22 protein-coding genes and 1 rRNA gene are annotated in these 20,701 nt (G+C 65.0%); 14 read left to right on the top strand and 9 right to left on the bottom strand.

The features are described 5' to 3' along the window. Positions 1 to 38: 38 nt before the first annotated feature. The 4 genes from BLR29_RS25190 to BLR29_RS25175 form a co-directional block, all read right to left on the bottom strand. Positions 39 to 368 carry a 2Fe-2S iron-sulfur cluster-binding protein gene (locus BLR29_RS25190; protein ID WP_092140758.1) on the bottom strand — a complete coding sequence of 110 codons (330 nt, stop codon included), beginning with the start codon at positions 366 to 368 and terminating at the stop codon, positions 39 to 41. Beyond that, a complete protein-coding gene (locus BLR29_RS25185) occupies positions 368 to 685 on the bottom strand; it encodes a ferredoxin (RefSeq protein WP_092140756.1) in 318 nt (105 codons plus the stop codon). The genes BLR29_RS25190 and BLR29_RS25185 overlap by 1 nt, the downstream gene beginning before the upstream one ends. After that, positions 685 to 990, bottom strand: a complete 306-nt coding sequence (locus BLR29_RS25180) for a 2Fe-2S iron-sulfur cluster-binding protein (protein ID WP_092140754.1) — start codon at positions 988 to 990, stop codon at positions 685 to 687. The genes BLR29_RS25185 and BLR29_RS25180 overlap by 1 nt, the downstream gene beginning before the upstream one ends. Positions 991 to 1,104: 114 nt before the next feature. Then, the gene (locus tag BLR29_RS25175; protein ID WP_092140752.1) at positions 1,105 to 2,643 is read right to left on the bottom strand and encodes a hypothetical protein; all 1,539 of its coding nucleotides are present in this window, start codon (positions 2,641 to 2,643) and stop codon (positions 1,105 to 1,107) included. A 290-nt stretch (positions 2,644 to 2,933) separates the two neighbouring features. On the opposite strand from BLR29_RS25175, the gene BLR29_RS25170 reads away from it, so the two are divergent. The 7 genes from BLR29_RS25170 (at position 2,934) to BLR29_RS32575 (ending at position 9,036) form a co-directional block, all read left to right on the top strand. Beyond that, the gene (locus BLR29_RS25170; protein ID WP_092140750.1) at positions 2,934 to 3,863 is read left to right on the top strand and encodes an ornithine cyclodeaminase family protein; all 930 of its coding nucleotides are present in this window, start codon (positions 2,934 to 2,936) and stop codon (positions 3,861 to 3,863) included. A 145-nt stretch (positions 3,864 to 4,008) separates the two neighbouring features. Next, entirely contained in the window at positions 4,009 to 4,728 is a 720-nt protein-coding gene (locus BLR29_RS25165) for a TenA family transcriptional regulator (protein ID WP_092140748.1), read from the top strand. 62 nt (positions 4,729 to 4,790) lie between these two features. Then, positions 4,791 to 6,239 carry an aldehyde dehydrogenase family protein gene (locus BLR29_RS25160; RefSeq protein ID WP_092140746.1) on the top strand — a complete coding sequence of 483 codons (1,449 nt, stop codon included), beginning with the start codon at positions 4,791 to 4,793 and terminating at the stop codon, positions 6,237 to 6,239. Between the two features lie 51 nt (positions 6,240 to 6,290). Continuing rightward, complete coding sequence (locus BLR29_RS25155) at positions 6,291 to 6,770, top strand: GlcG/HbpS family heme-binding protein (protein ID WP_092140744.1); 480 nt, start codon at positions 6,291 to 6,293, stop codon at positions 6,768 to 6,770. A gap of 17 nt (positions 6,771 to 6,787) precedes the next feature. Continuing rightward, positions 6,788 to 7,786: a 2Fe-2S iron-sulfur cluster-binding protein gene (locus BLR29_RS25150; RefSeq protein WP_092140742.1), complete on the top strand. Its 999-nt coding sequence runs from the start codon at positions 6,788 to 6,790 to the stop codon at positions 7,784 to 7,786. Positions 7,787 to 7,889: 103 nt separating this feature from the next. Continuing rightward, the gene (locus BLR29_RS25145) at positions 7,890 to 8,621 is read left to right on the top strand and encodes a GntR family transcriptional regulator (RefSeq protein WP_092140740.1); all 732 of its coding nucleotides are present in this window, start codon (positions 7,890 to 7,892) and stop codon (positions 8,619 to 8,621) included. Between the two features lie 244 nt (positions 8,622 to 8,865). Further along, a complete protein-coding gene (locus BLR29_RS32575) occupies positions 8,866 to 9,036 on the top strand; it encodes a hypothetical protein (RefSeq protein WP_176861059.1) in 171 nt (56 codons plus the stop codon). A gap of 109 nt (positions 9,037 to 9,145) precedes the next feature. Here BLR29_RS32575 and BLR29_RS25140 read toward each other — a convergent pair whose 3' ends face one another. After that, the gene (locus tag BLR29_RS25140) at positions 9,146 to 9,991 is read right to left on the bottom strand and encodes a phytanoyl-CoA dioxygenase family protein (RefSeq protein ID WP_092140738.1); all 846 of its coding nucleotides are present in this window, start codon (positions 9,989 to 9,991) and stop codon (positions 9,146 to 9,148) included. 267 nt (positions 9,992 to 10,258) lie between these two features. On the opposite strand from BLR29_RS25140, the gene BLR29_RS25135 reads away from it, so the two are divergent. The 5 genes from BLR29_RS25135 (at position 10,259) to BLR29_RS25115 (ending at position 16,506) form a co-directional block, all read left to right on the top strand. Next, on the top strand, positions 10,259 to 11,185 hold the full coding sequence (locus tag BLR29_RS25135) for an AAA family ATPase (protein ID WP_092140736.1): 927 nt from the start codon (positions 10,259 to 10,261) through the stop codon (positions 11,183 to 11,185). 19 nt (positions 11,186 to 11,204) lie between these two features. After that, the gene (locus BLR29_RS25130; RefSeq protein WP_092140734.1) at positions 11,205 to 12,215 is read left to right on the top strand and encodes a DUF58 domain-containing protein; all 1,011 of its coding nucleotides are present in this window, start codon (positions 11,205 to 11,207) and stop codon (positions 12,213 to 12,215) included. Further along, positions 12,212 to 14,227, top strand: coding sequence for a transglutaminase TgpA family protein (locus BLR29_RS25125; protein WP_255371436.1), 2,016 nt, complete (start codon positions 12,212 to 12,214; stop codon positions 14,225 to 14,227). Before BLR29_RS25130 ends, BLR29_RS25125 begins: the two co-directional genes overlap by 4 nt. Before the next feature lie 189 nt (positions 14,228 to 14,416). Beyond that, a complete protein-coding gene (locus tag BLR29_RS25120) occupies positions 14,417 to 14,923 on the top strand; it encodes a MarR family winged helix-turn-helix transcriptional regulator (RefSeq protein WP_092140730.1) in 507 nt (168 codons plus the stop codon). Between the two features lie 47 nt (positions 14,924 to 14,970). Then, positions 14,971 to 16,506 (top strand): MFS transporter, encoded by a 1,536-nt coding sequence (locus tag BLR29_RS25115; RefSeq protein WP_092140968.1) that lies wholly within the window; start codon positions 14,971 to 14,973, stop codon positions 16,504 to 16,506. A gap of 167 nt (positions 16,507 to 16,673) precedes the next feature. Here the strand turns inward: BLR29_RS25115 and BLR29_RS25110 are convergent, their stop codons facing one another. Then, the gene (locus tag BLR29_RS25110; protein ID WP_092140728.1) at positions 16,674 to 17,000 is read right to left on the bottom strand and encodes a hypothetical protein; all 327 of its coding nucleotides are present in this window, start codon (positions 16,998 to 17,000) and stop codon (positions 16,674 to 16,676) included. Between the two features lie 222 nt (positions 17,001 to 17,222). Continuing rightward, positions 17,223 to 18,686: a DegQ family serine endoprotease gene (locus BLR29_RS25105; RefSeq protein ID WP_092140726.1), complete on the bottom strand. Its 1,464-nt coding sequence runs from the start codon at positions 18,684 to 18,686 to the stop codon at positions 17,223 to 17,225. Positions 18,687 to 18,897: 211 nt separating this feature from the next. Between BLR29_RS25105 and BLR29_RS25100 the strand changes: the two genes are divergently transcribed. After that, positions 18,898 to 19,368: a MarR family winged helix-turn-helix transcriptional regulator gene (locus tag BLR29_RS25100; protein ID WP_092140724.1), complete on the top strand. Its 471-nt coding sequence runs from the start codon at positions 18,898 to 18,900 to the stop codon at positions 19,366 to 19,368. Between the two features lie 59 nt (positions 19,369 to 19,427). Continuing rightward, entirely contained in the window at positions 19,428 to 19,850 is a 423-nt protein-coding gene (locus BLR29_RS25095) for an organic hydroperoxide resistance protein (RefSeq protein WP_092140722.1), read from the top strand. A gap of 70 nt (positions 19,851 to 19,920) precedes the next feature. On the opposite strand, the gene BLR29_RS25090 is transcribed toward BLR29_RS25095, so the two are convergent. Continuing rightward, positions 19,921 to 20,217 (bottom strand): GIY-YIG nuclease family protein, encoded by a 297-nt coding sequence (locus BLR29_RS25090; RefSeq protein ID WP_092140966.1) that lies wholly within the window; start codon positions 20,215 to 20,217, stop codon positions 19,921 to 19,923. A 205-nt stretch (positions 20,218 to 20,422) separates the two neighbouring features. Further along, a 5S ribosomal RNA gene (rrf, locus tag BLR29_RS25085) occupies positions 20,423 to 20,536 on the bottom strand. Positions 20,537 to 20,701 lie beyond the last annotated feature (165 nt).

Raw genomic sequence — 20,701 nt, 5'->3', positions numbered from 1 at the left:
ATCCGGCGCACCCCGAGGCAAGACCCGGCCCCGCCGCGTTATCGCTGCCAGGCCACGGCGATGTCGCCGTTCACAAACGTCTGGCACGCCATGCGATAGCCCGCGCGCAGGTCGTCGTCGCTCAGGTGCTTGCGCTCCTTGGCCTTGACGGCATCGGTATGCTCCAGCCCGCGTTCGATCCGGCACTTGCAGGTGCCACAGATACCCCCGCCACACTTGAACGGAATGCCGCCCTGCTCGCGCAGCGACACGCGCAGCAGGTTGCTGTTTTCGGGCGCGGTGACGGTCTTGCCGTCGTTGGTCACGAAGGTGATCTCGATCATCCGGGTCTCGGTCACGGTGGCAACCGCATCGGTCTCGGCCTGCATCATTGCTTCCTTAAAGAGAGGTCCATGCTGCCGAACCGGGCCAGCGCCTCCAGGGCGGCCCGCGCGGCGTCGAGCGTGTCGAAGCGCTCCAGGAACTTCGACGGCACGTGGTTGATGACGGGCTCGGCCTCCGGCCCGCCGGTTTCATCGATCACCCGCACTTTCACCGCCTCGCGCAGCTCCGCAATCACGAAGCTGGCGGTGACGCGGCCGTAGAACAGGTATTCGTAGGTTTCCAGGGGCTCCACGCCCGCCACCGCTTCGGTGCGGAACTGGCCGGGCTTGCTGGTCAGGATCACGTACATGGCAGTGGGCATCAGGCGGGTTGTTGTTCTTCCTGCACCAGCTCGATGTCGTGCGTCAGCCAGATCTGGCAGGCGAGCCGGAAGCCCTGGTCGAGCCGCTCGCCCAGTTGCTTCTTCTCCTTCCAGTTCGGCGGCGGCAGGTGCTCCGCGCCCGCCAGCACGCGGCAGGCGCATTTGGAGCATTTGCCCATGCCGCACTCATAGCGCAGGTTCGGATACGGAAACTGCTTGATGCCGGCACGGACAACGAGGTTGGTCTCGGGCTTCACCTCATCCTCGAAGACCTGGCCGTTCTTGTGAAATACGACTTTCGGCATTTGTATACTTTCTACACTCTGATTCGGGCGACACGCATTCCGTATGGAACAGCACGGGATGCGAGTCGGAACCGGGGAAAAAGGAAAACGGGGGAAGCGGCGCTCAGGATGCGATCAATGCCATAGCAGCATCGCGCAGATCGTGGAGACCACCAGCCCGGCCAGCACGGGCAGCAGCAAGGCGCGCACTGCGTCGAGCACCGGCACCCGGGCAAAACCCGCCACGGCGATCAGCGACGACCACGCGATCAGCGTGCCGCCACCGGTCCAGACGGCGCCCATCTGACCCACCGCCGCCAGCGTCGCGGAGTCAAAGCCGACGACCGGACCCAGGGCCCCTGCCAGCGTGCCGGTCAGCGGCAGCCCGGCAAACCCGGAGCCATCGATCCCCGTGATCATGCCGACGAGCAGCACGCCGAACGCCACCAGCACGTGGTTGTCCGGAATCATGTGCTGGTAGGCCTGAATCAGCTCGAACAGCAGGCTGGGCGCCCGGCCGGTATCCACACCGAGGATCTGCGCGGCGGTTTCGCCAGCACCGACGAAGAAGAAGCCGGCAATCGGCAGCACCGAGCCCATGGCCTTGAAGGCGAACACAAAGCCGTCGGTAATGTGTTCCGGGCAGATGTCGAGCATCTTGCGCGGCCCCTCGGCGGCCAGCGTCGCCAGCATCATCAGCAACGCCGCCACGCCACCCACCAGCGCCGCCGCCGCGCCACCCTTCAGGTCCGGCATGCCGGACGCCAGCTTGGGCAGCACCATCAGGCTCACCACGCAGACGAATGCCACCGGCGTCAGCACCGCGAAGAACTTGGACCATTTGATGCGGCGCTTGGCGACCATCGCCAGGCTGCTTTCGATATTGGCGTCCGTGGCAAGCGGTTCCGTATGCGACGTACCGCGGGCAATCTCGGCCTTGTCGAACGTGCCCGTCGACTCGACGGCGGTGTCGACTCCGGTGGCGCGAGCCTGCCAGCGGTCCAGCAGCGCGCCGTTGGCAGGCACGATGTGCCGGCGCATCGACAGGTAGGCCAGGGACAGCGCGATGGCGCCGGTGATGATCGACAGGATCAGCGCCCGGTCCGCCACCACGGCCGCACTGACCGCGGCGCCGGCGGCCTTGGCGCTGATGCCGGGCGCCACGCCGATGACGTAGTCGGAAGACAGCGCCATGCCCTGCCCCGCGATGGCGATGGCCATCGCCCCGGCCAGCGGCGGCAGCCCGGCGGCGATGGCGGCCGGCAGCAGGATCGCCGATACCAGCGGCACGGCAGGCGTGGGCCAGAAGAACAGCGAGATCACATAGGTAATGCCCGCCAGGATGAAGTAGGCGCTGTGCCCGTTCTTCATGATCACGCGGAAGGGCTCGACCATGCGGATATCGGATCGCAACGTCTTCAGCGCATTCAGCAGCGCTGTCATGAACGCGATCACCAGGAAGATGTTGAAGAGCTCCTTGGCCGCGACGAGGCTCGCGGAAAAGATCCCGCCCAGCGCGGAGACCGGGTTGCCCGTGATGGCCAGGATCACGAGGAAGGTGCCGACGATGGATGGCACCACGACATTGGCCCGCATGATCATGGTCAACACGATCACGGCCACGCCTAGCAGATACACCCAATGTGCCAGGCCAATCACTACGGTTTGATGCATGAGGCTCCCCTGATCGTGGAGGCCCTTGTGGGGGCGATGTTATGAATCTGTCGTAATTCTGTTTTTGTATACTATATCCCGCAGCAGCACGATAACAAGCAAAAACTGCGTACGCTAGGGAAAGCCCCCAATGCAGTGCGCAATCCCGCGTCAGTGCACGGTTACAGCGCATCCCGCACCAGTTTCGACAAAGCCGCCAGCGTGCCAGCCTCACAAATCTAGGTGGCATTTTTTTCGAGCTTGTGTAGACTGTATACCGAAATAAGCCTGAGACACCTACTGACGCCATCATGCTCCATATCACCGACGCACTGATTGATCGCCATGTCACGGCCGCCGACGCGCAGGCTGCCATGCGGGATGCCTTCTGCAGTTTTGGTCGCGGCGATGCCGCCATGCAGGAACGGATTCGTACGGAGGCCGGTGGTGTGAAGCTTTCGACGCTGGGGGCAGTCATCCCCGGTCAGCAGGTGGCCGGCGCGAAGGTATATACAACGATCGCCGGTCAGTTCTCGTTTGTCATCCTGCTGTTTTCAACGGTTGACGGACGGCCGCTTGCCTCGTTCGACGCTGGCGCGATCACAAAACTGCGCACCGCGGCCTGCACGGTGCTGGCTGCGCAACATCTCGCACGCCCCGACGCCGCGACGCTCGCGCTGTTTGGCGCCGGCACGCAAGGCGCGCAGCATGCGATGCAACTTTCGGCGGCGCTGCCGCTGAAGCAAATCCTGGTGTGTGATCCGTACGCCGATGCCGGCGCGGCGGATCGGCTGGCCAGCCAATGCGGGATTCCGGTGGCGTTTGCGCAGCCGGAAGCTGCCGTGGCCCAGGCCGACATCATCGTGACGGCCTCGCGATCCACCACCCCGCTGTTCTCCGGCGCGCTGGTCAAGCCCGGCGCGTTTATCGCGGCCATCGGCTCCAGCCTGCCCCATACCCGTGAGCTGGACGACACCGCACTGTCCCGCGCCGCGGGCGTGGTCGTCGAATGGCGCACGCAATCGCTGCGCGAAGCGGGCGACCTGGTGCTGGCCGACAAGGCCGTCCTGCCGGACAGCAAGATTGTCGAGCTGGCTGACGTACTGCTGGATCGGCAACCGGTCCGCCGGCATGCCGACGACATCGTGATCTACAAGTCCGTCGGCGTGGGTCTTGAGGACATTGCCCTGGCGGGCGTGGCCTATCGGCGTATCACCGACGCGGAGGCCATCGCCGCCTGAGCGGCGTCCGCACCCAGGGCGTTCGTTCGCCTAAAAACGATTGCAGAAAGTATACAAACTCCAAACCATCGCGATGCTCGCTGCTTTGTCCGGCAAGCCGCGAATTTCCTAGCCCACCCCCTCTCGTCATAACAGGAACCCCCAAATGGCCGAACTGATGAACCGTGAAGCATTCCGCGCCGCCCTCGAAAACGCGATCAAAGGCAAGAGCGCCAACCTGGCCCCGTTCAGCAAGGCGTGGGCCAGTGGCACGCTGACCCGCGAGCAACTGGGGCGCTGGGCGGAGAACCACTACCACTACGTGGGCCCGTTCGCGGATTACCTCGCCTACATCTACGCCCGCACGCCGGACCACATGACCGAGGCCAAGGACTTCCTGCTGGCCAATATGTACGAAGAGGAAATCGGCGGCGATCGCCACACCGATCTGCTCATTCGCTTTGCCGAAGCCTGCGGCACGACGCGCGAGCGCGTGGTCAATCCGGACAATATGTCGCCCACCACGCGCGGCCTGCAAAGCTGGTGCTACGCCGTGGCCATGCGCGAAGACCCGGTGGTGGCGGTTGCCGGGCTGGTGGTCGGGCTGGAGTCGCAGGTGCCGTCGATCTATCGCAAGCAAACCCCGACGCTGCGCGAGAAGTACGGCTTCACCGACGAGGAAGTCGAGTTCTTCGACCTGCACATCGTCTCCGACGAGATCCACGGCGAGCGTGGCTACCAGATCGTGCTGGAACACGCCAACACGCCCGAACTGCAGCAGCGCTGCCTGAAGATCTGCGAGATCGGCGCCCAGATGCGCCTGCTGTACACCACCGCGCTCTACTACGACTACGTCGAAGGCAAGACGGAAGCCATCGCCGCCTGAAAGACGCCGCCCGGACGCACGCCCGTGCGTCCGGCTTCCCGCTCCTGCACAAGGCCTGAGAGATGACCGAGACGTACCGCAACTACATCGACGGCGAATGGTGCGACAGCACCAGCGGCCGCACCACCGACAACGTCAACCCTGCCGACACGCGCGACATCGTGAGCCGGCACGCCGCCTCCGACGCACGTGACGCCGCCGCCGCCGTGGCGGCCGCCGCCGCGGCATTCGAGGGCTGGAAGAAGACCCCGATCGGCAAGCGCGCGAAGATCCTCAACGACGCCGCCGCGCATCTGGAGGCCAACGCCGACGCCATCGCCGTGGAGCTGACGCGCGAGGAAGGCAAGGCGCTCGCCCTGGCCCGCGACGAGGTCTTGCGCTCCGCCCAGACGCTGCGTTTCTACGCCGTGGAAGGCCAGACCTTCTCGGGCGAGACCTATCCGAACGACGATCCCGACATGCTCGTCTACAGCCAGCGCGAGCCGCTTGGCGTGGTGACGGTGATTGCGCCGTGGAATTTCCCCGTGTCGATTCCCGCGCGCAAGATCGCGCCGGCGCTGATCACGGGCAACACCGTGGTGTTCAAGCCATCGTCCGACGCACCGCTGTCGGGCTTCCGGCTGGCCGAGGCCTTCGTGCGCGCCGGCATCCCCAAGGGCGTGCTGAATTTCATCACCGGCAGCGCCGCCGAAGTCGGCCCGACCCTTGTGGAGTCGCGCGCCGTGCGTGCCGTATCGTTCACCGGGTCCACCGCGGCCGGCGAGCAGATCCACCGCGCGGTGCCGATGACCACGCGCACGCAGATGGAACTCGGCGGCAAGAATCCGCTGATCGTGATGGAAGACGCGGACCTCGACCGCGCGGTGGATCTGGCCATCAAGGGCGGGCTGTCGTTGTCCGGCCAGGCCTGCACGGGCACGAGCCGCATCCTGGTCATGCGCGAGGTGAAGCAGGCGTTCACGGAAAAGCTTGTCGCCAAGGTGAAGACGCTGAAGATCGGCAGCGGCATGGCGGCAGGCATGGACCTGGGTCCGCTGGCCACGCGCAAGCAACTGGAAACGGTGCTGGGCTACATCGCGGCCGGCAAGGCGGAGGCGACGCTGCTGTGCGGCGGTGAACCGCTGACCGAAGGCGAGTTCGCCCACGGCTACTACGTCTCGCCGGCCGTGTTCACCGATGTGACGCAGACCATGCGCATCGCCCGCGAGGAAATCTTCGGCCCGGTGCTGGCGATTATCGAAGTCAGCAGCTACGCCGACGCCATTGCCAAGGCCAACGACACCGAATACGGCCTGTCCGCCGCCATCGCCACGCGCAACCCGCGCTACATGCACGACTTTGCGCACGACATCGAGTCCGGCACGGTCAAGATCAACCGGACCACCACCGGCAACCTCGTCAATGCACCGTTCGGCGGACTCAAGCGCTCCAGCACTTCCACGTTCCGCGAGTCGGGGCGCGCCGGGCTGGATTTCTACACGCAGATCAAGACCGTCTATCGCGGCTGCTGAGCACGCCGCGGCTGACGCATCGCACGCACAGAACGCATCGAAGGAATCGACATGAAGAAAGCCATCAAGCTCGAATTGAAGGAAGCCCGCCATATGGTGGCCGCCGCCATCCGCAAGGCCGAAGAGATCGGCGTGCTGGAATCGGTGTGCATCGTCGACGACGGCGGCTATCCGCTGCTGCTGGAGCGCATGGACGGCGCGCGCATCACCGGGCCGCAGATCGCCTGGAACAAGGCGTTCACGGCTGCCGGCCACAAGCGGTCGACCCACCTGTTCAATACCGCGCCCAACGGCCCCGCTCTGCCCGGCAACGAAGCGTTCGGCATTCAGTGGAGTTTCGACGGCAAGTTCGCCGTGTTCGTGGGCGGCTACCCGATCGTGGTCAATGGGGAAGTGATCGGCGGCGTCGGCTTGTCCGGGGGCAATGGCGAGCAGGACACGGCATGCGGCGTGGCCGCGCTGGAAGCGCTGCGCGACCTGCTGGCTGCCGACGACCTGACCGTTCTGGCCCAGGCCGACATCAAGAAGTAAGCGCGGAGGAGGCCGTCATGTCCTGTCGCATTGAAATTCTGGAAACGCAGGAGTCGTTTGTCGTGGCACCCGGTGAATCGGTGCTCGACGGTGCGTTGCGCGCCGGTATCCGCCTGGCCCACGAATGCACGTTCGGCGGCTGCGGCACGTGCCGCGTGCGCGTGGTGGAAGGCAGCGTCGGCTATGAGGAATTTCCGATGGGGCTCTCCGAGGAAGAGGATGCCGCCGGTTTTGCGCTGGCTTGCCAGGCGCGACCCCGGGGCAACCTCGTCCTCAGCACCGCGCGAGCGGAGGAGCCGGCCGTGCCGGCGCGGCGCGCCACCGCCATCGTGCAGGCCGTGGCGCCGCTCGGACCCGACGTGCTCCACCTGCGCATGGCGTTGCCGGACGAAGCGCCGCTCGACTTCCAGCCCGGCCAGTACATGAAGATCCTGCTGGACGACGGCAGCCATCGCAGCTTCTCGATGGCATCGGCGCCTGGCGGCAATGCCATCGATTTTCACGTGCGGCGAATTGCCGGCGGACGCTTTACCACTGGGCAGTTGCCCCGGCTGCGGCCCGGCGACAAGCTGGAGGTTGAAGTGCCGCTCGGCAACTTCAGCCTGCGCAAGGAGGACTATCGCCCGCTGCTGATGGTCGCCACGGGCACCGGGCTGGCGCCGATCAAGAGCATGCTGGAGTCCCTGATGGATGACCCGGACTGCCCGCCGGTGTCGCTCTACTGGGGCATGCGCTCGGCGGCGGACCTGTACCTCCACGACGACATCGCCAGCTGGGGCGAGCGCCTCTATGACTTCCAGTACGTGCCGGTGCTGTCCCGCGCCGACGAGAGCTGGCAGGGCCGGCGCGGCTACGTGCACGACGCCGTGGCCGCGGACATCGGCGATCTGTCGGAACACGCGATCTATCTGTGCGGATCGCCCAACATGATCCGCGACGCCAAACAGACTTTCATGGTGCTGGGTGCCCAGGCGCCATTCCTGTATGCGGACGGCTTCACTTTCCAGCATACATAGGCGCTGCCTAATGTCTGGTATTGGGGGCGGCGGTATACAATAGCGGCATTCACGTCGGGGCTCATGCCCCGACGCTTATCGATTTTGACGGCCGATCCCGACCATGAACGACGCCACCGCCAGTGCCTTCAGCCCGAATCCGGATGCCCCGGCTGCCAGCCTCGGGGCCCAGCATTCCCCGCTCTTCGCGTTGGTGACTGACACGCTGCGGCAGCGGATTCTCGCCGGTCAGTACGAACAGGGCGAGCGACTGGTGGAAAACACGGTGTCGCAGGAGCTGGGCGTGTCCCGGATTCCCGTCCGCGAGGCGTTGCGCGCACTGGCGGCAGAAGGGCTGGTGCGGATCGAACCGCGGCGCGGTGCATCGGTGGCGCGGCTGTCGCCCAACATCGCACGCGAGATGGTGGAAGTGCGCGCCACGCTGGAAGGCCTGAATGCCAAGCTGGCAGCGCAGCGGCGCGACCCGGCACTGATCCAGGAACTCGAGAAGGTTCTGAAGGAAGGCAATGACGCAGTGAACAGCGGCCAGACCGAGCGCTTTGTCGAGCTGAATTCGCGGTTCCACGAAGTGCTCGGCAACATCGCCGCCAACAGCGTGCTGCAGGACATGATGCGGTCGCTGCGCGAGCGCACGGCGTTGCTGTTTGCGCCGGCCAACCTGAGCCGTGCCCAGACCAACTGGGATGAACACGCCCAGATCCTGCAGGCGGTCATCGCCGGCGATGCCGACCTGGCCGCGCTACTGGCCACGCGCCACGTCTTCAGCGCCGCCAAGGCCGTCGAGGCCATCAACGCCGCGCCCGGCGCGGACACCGCTTCCGACAAGGCCGCCTGAACGGCGCGGCTGAAGGCTGAAGGCTGAAGGCTGCTGGTTGCCGGCTGGTGGCTGGCGGCTGGCGGCTGGCGGCTGCGGAATTGTTCAGCACCTTCAACTGCCCCCTGCCGGGTCCCCCTATTGCATCCTGGTGCACCACCCGTCGCGGTGGCGCATTCCCATGCCCATGCCGCACCACCAAATGGCGCATCGCACCATCGCGGTGTATACTGTAGGCAGATCTGAACCACAATAGGGAATCACCATGATGCAATACCCGGATGCTTCGTACTTCGACCGTCCGGTGGGCGAGCAGCTCTTGAGCCACTTCGCACGCCGTGACGTTGTTCGCCACGCTACGCCGTTGCTGCCGTTCCGCTTCGCTGACCTGCTGGCCCTGTTTCGCCAGGGACCTGCGCACGGCAAGACGGTCTGAGCGCCTGAGTCCGGCCAGATCGCTGCCGGACAGCAAGAAACAAGAAAGCCGCCCATTGATGAGGCGGCTTTTTCGTATCTGGCCTGCTGTGCTGCCGGCTGCGCGCAAGTCAGAGCGCGACTGGCGGAAGCTCCACGCTGCCAAACTCCGCCGAACGCGTGCCGGCGATGGGCCGGTTGCTGGCGCCAAAGTACGCAAACGCCACCGAAAGCTTCACCGCTTCGGAATCGTTGCGGCCGGCGGCATGGAACAACCGGCTGTCGAACATCAGCACGTCGCCGCGATGCAGGGCCAGCGACATGGTCCCTTTCAGCAACGACTGGCTGGCCGGATGGGCTTCCACCAGGAATTCGGCCGGATCGAGCTGTGCGGGGTCGAGCTTTGCCTTGTGGGAGCCGGGAATCACGCGCAGGACGCCGTTGCGTTCATCCTCGTCGCCCAGTGCCAGCCAGACGGTCACCAGTTCCGGGCTGACGAAGGACCAGTAGCGCGTATCGCGATGCCAGCCGGTCTGGCTGCCGTAGTGCGGATGCTTGGTCATCACGCAGTTATGGTGCGCCAGCGTCAGCCGGGCGGGCTCGCCCAGCAGCGCCTCCACCGTCGACACCACGCGCGGGTCGCTGGCCCAGCGGCGGAAGACTTCGTCGCGGCCATAGGCCTGGCGCAGGCGTCGCACCGTTCCGCCGCCCACCGCGTCGCGCGTGGCCGGTGCGCCCGGGTAGCCCAGGTCCGCTTCGAATTCCACCGGCGGCACCGCGGCGGCCAGGTGCTGGCGCGTAACGGACTCAAGCGCGGCGCAAATGGCCTCGCTGGCAAAGTTGCGCAGGATCACGTAGCCGCCCGCGTGGAATTCGCGCGCGAGGCTGGCCAGGCCAGCCTGGTCTGCCAGCGGCGCCGAGGAATCGAAGTCGAGGGAAGAGGACGCGCCAAACGCGTGGTGTTGCGGGGCAGTCATTGCGGCAGGAGAGACGAATCTGAAAATGGCGGAAGGCCAACAGGTCGATGATGCCAGAAGCGGCGGGATCCGGCGCGTCCGGCGGGCCGATTGTGCCTCTGGGGGGCCGTTTCGGTGCGGTTTTTGACCGGTTTGGGGCCGGATCCGGTAGGGATGACTGGCGACACCGGCGTTCTCCAGCGTGCGGAAACCCACTGTCCGATGCGACCCCGGCGCCGCTACAATGGCCGGACTCTGCCACCCTGCAATCCAACCGGACAGGCCAACGTGACCGCCCGACCCAGGATCGTTGCCTCGCTCGCCGAGGCCCAAACCCAGCTAGGCCGCATCGTGCTCGGCAAGCCGCGCCAGGTGCGCCTGGCATTGGCCTGCATGCTGGCCGGCGGCCATCTGCTGCTGGAAGACGTGCCGGGCGTGGGCAAGACCACGCTGGCCCACGCACTTGCTCAGACCCTCGGCCTGCAGTATCAGCGCGTGCAATTCACCAGCGACCTGCTGCCGGCTGACTTGGTAGGCGTGTCGGTCTTCATGCGTGACGCCGGCGATTTCCGCTTCCATCGCGGCCCGGTGTTCGCGCAACTGGTGCTGGCCGATGAAATCAACCGCGCCCCGCCCAAGACGCAGAGCGCGCTGCTGGAAGCGATGGCCGAGCGCCAGGTCACGCACGACGGCACCACGCACGCGCTGCCGTCGCCGTTTTTTGTCATCGCCACGCAGAATCCGCTGGAGCAGATCGGCACACACGCGTTGCCGGAGTCGCAGCTGGACCGCTTCACGATGCGGATTACCCTCGGCTATCCCGATCCCGCATTCGAGCGCGTGCTGTATCTCGGTGGTGCCGGCGCGCAGGAAGCCGTCGCCGTGATGGATGCCGACCAGGTCATCGCACTACAGGCGGCGGCGGCCAAGGTCTATGCCAGCCCGGCACTGGTCGACTATGTGCTGGCGCTGGTCCAGGCCACGCGTGCCGAATCCGCTTTCGCGGTCGGCCTGTCTCCGCGTGCCGGGCTGGCCTTGCTGGCGTGTGCCCGGTCATGGGCGATGCTCGACCAGCGCCAGATGGTGGTGCCGGAAGACGTGCAGGCCGTGTTCATGCCGGTGGCCGCGCACCGCCTGCTGCCGGCCGGGCATGCGGCATCGGGTCAGGCCACCGCGGCGCTGGACCGGCTGCTGTCCAGCGTTGCCATTCCCTGACCGCGCGGATCGCGTTGCCATGGAGCGCGCCTCCGCGACCGTCAACCGACCTCCCGCCTCCGCCTCGAGCGGGCGATTGACGGCATGGCTGCGGCGCACGCATGGTCCGGTCAATGGCGTGATCCGGCTGGACCGCCGCCATCTCTATATCCTGCCGACGCGTGGCGGCATCGGCTTTGCCGTCCTGCTGATGGCGATGCTGATGACATCGCTGAACTACAACATCAGCCTGGGCTTTGCGCTGACGTTCCTGCTGGCAGGCATCGGCATGGCCTGCATGTGGATGGCCTACCGAAACATGCTCGACCTTGCCGTGTCGGCCGGGCCGGCCGCCCCGGCGTTTGCCGGCGCCCACGCCGTTTTCGCACTGCATGTGGACAACGCCGAAGCCGACGCCAGAATTGGCGTCGAAGCCCGGACGCCGCTGTCGGACCCAGCGGCGCCGTCGTCTCTGACGCTCGACGGCCATGCCAGCGGCGAGTTGCCACTCCGGCTTCGCGCCGAGCGGCGCGGACGGCTGGCCCTGCCCCGCGTCACGCTTGCCAGCCGTTTCCCGTTCGGCCTGTTCCGTGTCTGGAGCTACGCCGACCTGCCGCTCTCCACATTCGTCTACCCGGCGCCCGAATCCGACGCTCCGCCCCTGCCGCTGACGCCCCGCCCCGATGATGCCGACGATGGCGCGCTGGTCGTGGCGTCCGACGACGGCATCGACCAGTTGCGTCGCTATCGCACTGGCGATCCGCTGCATCGCATCGCCTGGAAACACAGTGCGCGGACCGGACGCTGGCTCAGCCGGACAGGACAAACGCCGCGTCAGCCCGGATGCTGGCTGGAGTGGGATGCCATACCTCCGGCCTTCGAAACCGAAGCCCGCTTGTCGCGCCTGTGCGCGTGGGTACTGGCGGCGAGCGACGACATGGACATCGGCCTGCGGCTGCCGGGCGTGGAAATCCCGCCCGGTCACGGTGCCGCCCACCGCCGTGCTTGCCTGGAGGCGTTGTCGCTATGGCCGGAGCGGCGCGCATCATGACGCGACAGGAGGTCCGCCCGCTCGCCCATCAGGAACACGGCATGCTGATCGGGCAGTTGGCCCTGGTGCTGGCGCCGCAGGCGCGGACGCTGCCGGTGGCCGTCAGCCTGCTGCTGCTGGTGTTGCTGGCCTGGCGTTGGCTGCTCTGGCGCCAGCGGGCACCGCTTCCATCGAAATGGATGATGGCGCTGACCGCGGTGCTGGTGCTGGTCACCGCCGCCGCGCTGGTCTGGCAGGCCGGCGGCAGCCTCGGGCGCGAGTTGTGCGTGGCGCTGCTGGGCGCGTTCGTGATCCTCAAGCTGCTGGAAACCCGCGCGCTCTCCGATGCCACGCTCGTCACCCAGTTGTCGTTCTATCTGTTGCTGACGCTCTATCTGGCCGATCAACCGTTCTGGCTCGCGCTCTACAGCATGGCGATCGGCGCGTGGATCCTTCGTAACTGGCTGTTGCTTCACCACCCCGAGGCGCGCGGACGGCTGGCGATCTGGCCGCTGCTCGGCCGCATGGCACTGTTCGGCCTGCCGTGGGCGCTGTTCCTGTTCGTCCTGTTCCCGCGCCTGGACCACCCGCTCTGGCGGCTGCCGCAATCGGAAACCGTGGGGCGTACCGGCATCAGCGACACGATGAAGCCCGGCAGCATCGGCGAACTGATTCGATCTCCGGAAGTGGCGTTTCGCGCGGACATCGTCGGCGATCCGCTCCCGACCAGCGCACTCTACTGGCGTGCGTTCGTGCTCTGGGATTACGACGGGCAGGCCTGGCGCCGCGCGGATGCGTCCATGCAATCCACACAGCCAGCGGCGGGGCTGCGCGACGACGCAGGGGAAGACAGCCTCGCGGGACCGCCCGCGCAAGGGATGCGCGAGTACAACGTCACGCTCGAGCCCCATCAGCAGGCGTGGCTCTATCTGCTTGATCACGGCGTGGCGATTTCGTCCAGCCTGGAAGCGCGTGTGTCGGCGGACGACGAGTACTTTTCCCGCGCGCCGGTGGATCGCGCCCTGCGCTATCGGGGCAGATCCATGCTGTCGGCTTCACCGCAGCCGCTCACGCGGCGCACGCTGGCGCTGTCGCTGACCTTGCCCGAGGGCAATCCGCGCAGTCGCGCGCTCGCCGCGCAGTGGATGACGCAGTACGCCGACCCGTGGCAGCGCGTGCAGGCTGCGCTTCGGCTGTTCGCCAGCGCGCCGTTTGCGTACACGTTGTCACCGCCATCCCTGGGCCAGCAACAGGTAGATAGTTTCCTGTTCGACACCAGGCGCGGTTTCTGCGAGCACTACGCCAGCAGCTTCGTCTTCCTGATGCGCGCGGCAGGCGTGCCCGCCCGGGTGGTTGCCGGCTACCAGGGCGGCGAGTACAACCCGATGGGCCGGCACTACATCATCCGACAATCCGATGCACACGCCTGGGCCGAAGTCTGGCTCGAGGCCCGTGGCTGGGTCCGCGTCGACCCGACCAGCGCAGTGGCGCCCAGCCGTGTGGAGGAAGGTCTGGATGCAGCGCTGGCCGGCGACGAGGCCGCGGAACTCCGTGCCTTGCGTGGCCCGGAATGGCTGCGCGACCTGCGCTGGGGCGTGGATGGGCTGATGTACAACTGGCAGCGTTGGGTGCTGCAGTACGACCGCACCCAGCAATCGCGCCTGCTGCAACGCTTCGGCATGGCCGACCAGTTGCCCACGCTGCTGGTCGGCGGGCTGGCGACACTGAGTCTGCTTGCGCTGGTCCCCCTGTGGCTACGCCGCCGCCGGGTGGACCCTTTACAGGCGCTGTACGAGCGATTTTGCGTGCTGCTGGCACGTCAAGGCTGCGAGCGCGGCGCCGCCGAGGGGCCGCATGACTTCGCTGCCCGCGTCGGCAAGGCGATACCGAAGGCGGCCAAGTCGGTGCTGGCCTTTACGGATGGCTACGTGGCGATGCGCTATGGTGCGCCGGAGCAAGATCGCCCCGAGCCGGGGCTGACAGGCCTGCGCAAGGCGCTGAATGAGGTGAGCCGGGCAATCCGCCAACGATAGGCGGATCAGGATGTCGTGACGCGTCCGGCGCTGGGACCCCGACGTCCGGTGATTTTGAACCCCGTTGGCGTCGAACACCCGGTTGCAAGGCTCGACGCTCGCGCATATAGTTACGTTCGTAACTATATCGACTGAAATCAAAACAGCCCGTGTGGAGAGCAATCCACACGGCGCTTCCGGAACGCCATCATGTCCTTCGAGCAACGTATCGACCGCTTCTGCGCCCAGCATCCGGAAGCCCCGCGCGACCTGATCCTGGCCTCCCGGCTACTGCTCCGGTCTGCGCGCCTCTTGCGCAATCACATTGAGCAGACGCTTGCCCCGCACGAACTCGACCTCAGCCAGTACCTCGTTATCAGCATGCTGGCCGCCGATGCCGGCCAGCCGACCATTCCGTCCGAACTCGGCATGACCATCGACGCGACCCGCACGCAGATGACGCGGCTGATCGACGGACTGGAGGCGCGCGACCTCGTGCTTCGCAAGACATCCACCCAAGACCGCCGCAGTCTGGAACTGAGCCTCACCCCGGCTGGCCACGCGTTGCTGGAGCGTACGGCGCCGGCCGTTCACGCCGCGTACGGTCAGGCCTGGGCGCCGATCGGCGCGGACGGCCTTGCCGCCATCACCCATCATCTCAATCAGTTGCACCAGAATCTGGTGGCACTGGAGGCGCTGGAGGCGACGCAGCCGTGACCGCCCAGGCACGACCGGCAGGACGCTGGCATCGCCTGCATGCCGGCATGCGCTGGCTGCGTTTGCTGAGCCACCAGCAGCGGCAGACGCTGCTCATGATGTTGCTGGCGCTGGCCACAGGCGTGGAGTTCCTCGAGAACATCATGTTCGTGTTCGCATCCAGCCATATCGTGGGCGGCATCAACGCCGATCCACGCAGCTTTGCGCTTGTGCAGGCCGCCTATGCAGTGGGCAGCATGCTGATGATCCTCAAGCAACAATGGCTGGCCCGGCGATTCGGGTATCGCTACTACCTCACGGGATCCCTGCTGCTGTTCATGGCCGGCACGCTCGCCGCCGCAACCAGCACCGGGCTGCCACAAATGGTGGGCGCACGCTTCGTCCAGGGTGTGGGCGGCGGCGCACTGTTCACGAGCTGCCGGATTCTGGTCAACCTGATGTTCGGGCAGGCGGATCGCCCGCGCGCCACGCGTATCTTCATGCTCGGGATCTTCGCCGCATCGGCGCTGGCGCCCGCCTTTGCCGCCGAGCTGGTCGAGAATGGCGTCTGGCAGGACGTCTTCTATGGCGTCATGCCGTTCGCCGCGATCGCCACGCTTGGCGCCTGGCTGCTGCTGCCCGATGCGGAGTCGCGTGACGATATGGAAGGCCCCGCGCTCGGCCCGCTGCTGTTGTTCGGTGTCGCCATCGTCGCGCTGCAGGCGTCGCTAACCGAGGCGCGCTTCGACATTTTCTCGCATCCCGCTCGCGTGGCAGTCATCGCCACGGTTGCATTGGCGTTGCTCGGGGCATTTCTCTGGCACCAATGGCACCACGCCGCGCCGGTGCTGCAGCTGCACGCCCTGCGTCAACCGGTCTACCTGACGGGGCTGGCGATGTACTTCGTCTACTACATGATCAGCAACCTGAGCGGCTATGTCTTCCCGATCTATGCAGAACAGGCGCTGAAGTTTCCGCTGGCGACAACGGGCTGGCTGAATACGTTTGCTGCGGGCATCAGCCTGGCCGGCATTTTTGTGTATCTGCGCGTTGCCCGGCGGCTGACTCACAAGAAGCCCGTGATGGTGACCGGCCTGCTGTTGATGGCCGCGGCGATGTCGTATTTCTCGGTCATGCCGCCGGACGTGGGGCCGGCCGCGCTCGTGGTCGGACTCGTTGGAAAGGGCTTGTTCGGCGTGATGGTCATCATCCCGATTGCCGGGCTCACATTCCGGTCATTGGCGGGCGACGACTTTTCGCATGGCTACCGCAGCAAGAACCTGATCCGGCAAATCGCCAGCTCGTTCGCGTCGGCAGTTGGTGCTGTCTTGCTGCAAAACCGTCAGTTTTCCGTGCATACGAGCCTGGTTCACGCGATCGGGCAGCGGCCGGCCGAAGCGGCGCAGTGGATGCAGACCGCGCAGGCCGCACTGATCGCGCGCGGATTCGATGCGGGACAAGCTCACGCAGGCGCGCTGGCGCAACTTGCAGCCATGGTCGATCAACAGGCTCGCCTGATTGCCTGTGAGGATCTGTATCGATTGATTGCCGTGCTCGCCTTGGCGGCGGCGGCGTGCATGCTGGTGCAGCGTCGGCTGGATTAGCCTGGCGCGGCGATGCGGGAGGACGATTGGCGAGGTGCTGCGGTCGATGTGCCCGGCCGATGTGTGCGGCCGAAGGATGCAGTCAACAGGCAGGCGACAGGTGGGCCATGACGGCGGATCGCCATCGCGGCAGTGCGGAGTCAGGGCGCGTTATCGGGCCTGGCCGCTCAGAACAGGGACAGCTGGCGCATGCCAAAGCCGATCGTTTCTTCCACGCGAGCACGCGCATGGGCCAGCGAGCCCTCGGCGCCGGAGTAGTTGCCGGCCGCCCAGCGGTAGACCACGGGGAGCTCGCCACGATCGGACAAATGAACTTCACCCAGCTTGTCGCCGCGTTCATTGCGATAAAAGTGGGAACGATAGCCGCGCTCCCAGTGGGGCGCTTCGGCTTTCTTGCGACGACGCGGTGTCGTCGGCTTGGTCGTGGCTGGCGTCAGTCGCCGCGCACGGTCGGTACCCTGCGTAATGGGGGCGCGGGTGAAATCCAACTGCATAGACTTCCTTCTTCTGTCGATTCAGCAAGAACCAGAAATGGTGACCGTGGCCACCACACGCTTCATGCATCGCAGTCGAGATCATACCCGTTCAAACGCGTTCTTGGGGTGATTTATCGCCTTGAATTCCGCCTCTGGCAAGGGTTTGCGGGCCGTATACCGGTTTACCGTATACGGCCCGTATACCTGTTTCGGGGACCGTAAACCACTTCTCGCAAAGCGTTAACCGAGGTCCAGCGGAATGAAAATCCGCGCGTCGTCGCGCTGAACCAGCAGTGCAACCTGCTTGCCCGACTTCGACACCAGCGCGCGCAATTGATCGGCGGAACTGATCGGCGTGCCGTTGAGGGAAAGGATGACGTCGCCCGGCTGGATGCCGACGCGCGCGGCAGGACCGGCCACGTCCTCGACGACCAGCCCGCCATCGATGCCGCTATCGCGCTTCTCGGCTGGCGTCAGCGGGCGCACCGCGAGCCCCAGTCGGCCGCCGGCCTCGCGCCCGCTGGCCTTCTGCGCGACGGCGTCCTCCTTGGCAGTACCCACCTTCACGGTCAGCGTCATCGGTTCGCCCTTGCGGATAACTTTGAGCTGGGTCTGGGTGCCCGGCTGGATGTCGGCCACGTGCTCGGGCAGATCGCCGGAATGATCGATCACGTCGTCGCCCAGCTGCACGATCACGTCGCCTGGCTTGAGCCCGGCCTTGGCAGCGGGACTGTCCGGCTCCACCGAGTTGACCAACGCGCCGGTCGGCTTGGGCAGATTGAACGATTGGGCCAGCGCCTGATTGACTTCCTGCACGGCAATGCCGAGGCGTCCGCGCGTCACCTTGCCGTGTGCCACCAGTTGTTCCTGAACCTTGGTCGCCACGTTGATCGGAATCGCAAACGACAAGCCCTGGTAGCCGCCGGTCTGACTGTAGATCTGCGAGTTGATGCCGATCACCTCGCCACGCTGGTTGAACAGCGGGCCTCCCGAGTTGCCCGGATTCACGGCCACGTCGGTCTGGATAAACGGCACGTAGGTATCGTCCGGCAGCGAACGCGACTTGGCGCTGACAATGCCCGCCGTGACGGTGTTCTCAAAACCATACGGCGAGCCGATCGCCAGTACCGGTTCGCCGACGCGAATCCTGGACGGATCGCCCAGACGCACGGTCGGCAGGTTCTTCGCATCGATGCGGATCACGGCGATATCGGTCTGCGGGTCCGCGCCCAGCACCTTGGCCTTGAATTCGCGGCGATCAGTGAGCTTGACCGTGACTTCGGTCGCGTTATCGACAACGTGGGCGTTGGTCAGGATCAGGCCATCTGAACTCACGATGAACCCGGAGCCCAGGCCCCGTACCGTCTGGGATTGCCCGTTCTGCGGCCCCTGGAACTGCGGGCCGAATCGTTTGAAGAACTGGAACAGCGGATCATCGGGGTCCATGCCCTGCGGGGCTTGTGCGGACGTACGTTGGGCGCGAGCGGTCACGCTGATGTTCACGACCGCAGGCCCGTACTGATCCACAATGCCCGAAAAGTCGGTCGGCATGGCCACAGCGACTGGCGATGCCGACGCGGTCGTCGGCGTGGGTGCCGCATATCCCGGTGTAATCGCATCCTTCTGCAGATATGCATAGCCGCCGGCAAGGGCAGCGAGCGCAGCGACACCAACGGCGGAGCGGGCGAGAGCGTGGCGGATCATGGTGCTTTCCTTTTCATGATGGTCCTGGCGCCGGCGGGTTCCTCGGCGCGATGGAAGCATCCTAAGCGGCCATCCTTAAACCAGACTTAAAGTGCCCCGCGGACGCGTCCGGCAAAGTCAACCTTTGATCGGACTCGACCTGCCCCTATTCTCTATAGGGTCGATTGAAAATTTAAGTTGCACACAATTTAATTGTGTATAAGATATATACATGACTCAGGCAACGATTCCCTCCCAAACGGAAGACTGGCTCCAGCTGGATCGACAGCTCTGCTTTGCGCTGTATTCGACCTCCCTGGCGATGACCAAGATCTACAAACCGATTCTGGGTGAGCTCGGACTCACTTATCCCCAGTATCTGGTGATGTTGGTCTTATGGGAAACCGAGTCGCTGACGGTTTCTGAGCTTGGTGCGCGGTTGTCGCTGGATTCCGGAACCCTGACACCGCTACTCAAGCGGCTCGAGGCGGCTGGACTGGTAGATCGGTTGCGCGATACGGAAGACGAACGCCGTGTCCTGGTCAGCCTGACGGATGCTGGTCGAAGCCTGCGGGCTTCCGCCACCGGTATCCCGGAAAAGATGTTGTGTGCGACGCAGTGCTCGATCGAAGAGATCCAGTTTCTGACGGCGCGCCTGCATGCGTTGCGGTCCACGCTAGAAAGCGCGCGGTCCGATGATTGACTGCCGATCGCCGGCAACTTTGATTAGCCTGCCCATTGGGCAAACCTAGGAGCGTTCAAATGAAACTGGAAAAAGTTCTCTATACCGCCCATGCATCCGCAACCGGTGGCCGTGATGGCCGCGCGGTGACGTCGGATGGCCAATTGGATGCCAAGCTGGCCGTGCCCAAGGAAATGGGTGGCAATGGCGCTGGCCTGAATCCCGAGCAATTGTTCGCCGCCGGTTATTCGGCGTGTTTCCTTGGCGCTATTCGCTTTGTAGCAGGCCAGCAGAAGATCAATGTATCGCCTGACGCCAAGATCGAAGGCGCCGTGGGTATTGGCCAGATTCCGCAGGGTTTCGGTATTCAGGTAGACCTGAAGATTTCGCTGCCGGGCATGGAGAAGGACGCTGCCGAGAAGCTAGTCGAAGCGGCACACCAGGTTTGCCCATATTCCAACGCCACGCGCGGCAACATCGATGTCACGCTGACGGTGGTTTAAGCCTTATGGGATTGGCGCTGGCTGCGGCCGGCGCGGTTAAAGAAGAAACGCCGGCTTATGCCGGCGTTTTTTATGCTCGATTGGATTGGAGTTGCGCGCAGAAGGCGCGTTTTTCCGAGGCAGATAGGCGTTTTGTCGCCAGTTCGGCCCGCAGTGCTTCAGATTTAGTGGGGAATTGCATCCAGCCGAGAAGCCTCACTGGCTTGCGGGATCGCGTGTATTTCGCGCCGGTGCCGGCGACGTGCTGCGCATATCGACGCTTAACGTCTGTAGTGATTCCGGTATAGATCGAGTTGCCCTCGCATTCGAGCAAATAGAGAAACCAGGGCGTTTCCTCGAATTCGGCGAGGTCGATATTGGATGACATGGCACCGCGGATCATACGGTTTGCCTAAGGGTGCCGCAACATGCCTTTAGACATTGTGCAATGCATTGGCTCTTTGGGCAGTCAGGCCCGGTTGCCTCCGCCCCCATTCACATTGCTGTGAATCGGGCCTAAGGAGCGGATGCCGAATCTATCGCCACAAAGCAAAACCCCCAGCTTTTGAGGGCTGGGGGTTCTGGGTATAAGAGCCTGGCGATGACCTACTTTCACACGGGTAGTCCGCACTATCATCGGCGCAAAGTCGTTTCACGGTCCTGTTCGGGATGGGAAGGGGTGGTTCCGACTCGCTATGGTCACCAGGCATGAGGGGTTGCCGGGCTGAGCAGGACTCAGCGCGGCGAATAGGGGTGTAGTAAAGATTGGGTTGTGCTTGCAGCAGCGTGGCACAAGGCGGCGAACCGCTATACCAGGCAAGACACACTGGTTATAGGATCAAGCCTTACGGGCAATTAGTACTGGTTAGCTT

This window comes from Cupriavidus sp. YR651 (assembly GCF_900101625.1).
Classification (GTDB): domain Bacteria; phylum Pseudomonadota; class Gammaproteobacteria; order Burkholderiales; family Burkholderiaceae; genus Cupriavidus.
The sequence above is the reverse complement of the archived record's forward strand: the minus strand, read 5'-3'. Positions and strand labels throughout refer to the sequence as shown.

Coding starts and splice junctions, on each gene's coding strand:
- BLR29_RS25190 (WP_092140758.1), bottom strand. CDS start 368: ATGCAGGCCGAGACCGATGCGGTTGCCACCGTGACCGAGACCCGGATG.
- BLR29_RS25185 (WP_092140756.1), bottom strand. CDS start 685: ATGCCCACTGCCATGTACGTGATCCTGACCAGCAAGCCCGGCCAGTTC.
- BLR29_RS25180 (WP_092140754.1), bottom strand. CDS start 990: ATGCCGAAAGTCGTATTTCACAAGAACGGCCAGGTCTTCGAGGATGAG.
- BLR29_RS25175 (WP_092140752.1), bottom strand. CDS start 2,643: ATGCATCAAACCGTAGTGATTGGCCTGGCACATTGGGTGTATCTGCTA.
- BLR29_RS25170 (WP_092140750.1), top strand. CDS start 2,934: ATGCTCCATATCACCGACGCACTGATTGATCGCCATGTCACGGCCGCC.
- BLR29_RS25165 (WP_092140748.1), top strand. CDS start 4,009: ATGGCCGAACTGATGAACCGTGAAGCATTCCGCGCCGCCCTCGAAAAC.
- BLR29_RS25160 (WP_092140746.1), top strand. CDS start 4,791: ATGACCGAGACGTACCGCAACTACATCGACGGCGAATGGTGCGACAGC.
- BLR29_RS25155 (WP_092140744.1), top strand. CDS start 6,291: ATGAAGAAAGCCATCAAGCTCGAATTGAAGGAAGCCCGCCATATGGTG.
- BLR29_RS25150 (WP_092140742.1), top strand. CDS start 6,788: ATGTCCTGTCGCATTGAAATTCTGGAAACGCAGGAGTCGTTTGTCGTG.
- BLR29_RS25145 (WP_092140740.1), top strand. CDS start 7,890: ATGAACGACGCCACCGCCAGTGCCTTCAGCCCGAATCCGGATGCCCCG.
- BLR29_RS32575 (WP_176861059.1), top strand. CDS start 8,866: ATGATGCAATACCCGGATGCTTCGTACTTCGACCGTCCGGTGGGCGAG.
- BLR29_RS25140 (WP_092140738.1), bottom strand. CDS start 9,991: ATGACTGCCCCGCAACACCACGCGTTTGGCGCGTCCTCTTCCCTCGAC.
- BLR29_RS25130 (WP_092140734.1), top strand. CDS start 11,205: ATGGAGCGCGCCTCCGCGACCGTCAACCGACCTCCCGCCTCCGCCTCG.
- BLR29_RS25125 (WP_255371436.1), top strand. CDS start 12,212: ATGACGCGACAGGAGGTCCGCCCGCTCGCCCATCAGGAACACGGCATG.
- BLR29_RS25120 (WP_092140730.1), top strand. CDS start 14,417: ATGTCCTTCGAGCAACGTATCGACCGCTTCTGCGCCCAGCATCCGGAA.
- BLR29_RS25115 (WP_092140968.1), top strand. CDS start 14,971: ATGCGCTGGCTGCGTTTGCTGAGCCACCAGCAGCGGCAGACGCTGCTC.
- BLR29_RS25110 (WP_092140728.1), bottom strand. CDS start 17,000: ATGCAGTTGGATTTCACCCGCGCCCCCATTACGCAGGGTACCGACCGT.
- BLR29_RS25105 (WP_092140726.1), bottom strand. CDS start 18,686: ATGATCCGCCACGCTCTCGCCCGCTCCGCCGTTGGTGTCGCTGCGCTC.
- BLR29_RS25100 (WP_092140724.1), top strand. CDS start 18,898: ATGACTCAGGCAACGATTCCCTCCCAAACGGAAGACTGGCTCCAGCTG.
- BLR29_RS25095 (WP_092140722.1), top strand. CDS start 19,428: ATGAAACTGGAAAAAGTTCTCTATACCGCCCATGCATCCGCAACCGGT.
- BLR29_RS25090 (WP_092140966.1), bottom strand. CDS start 20,217: ATGTCATCCAATATCGACCTCGCCGAATTCGAGGAAACGCCCTGGTTT.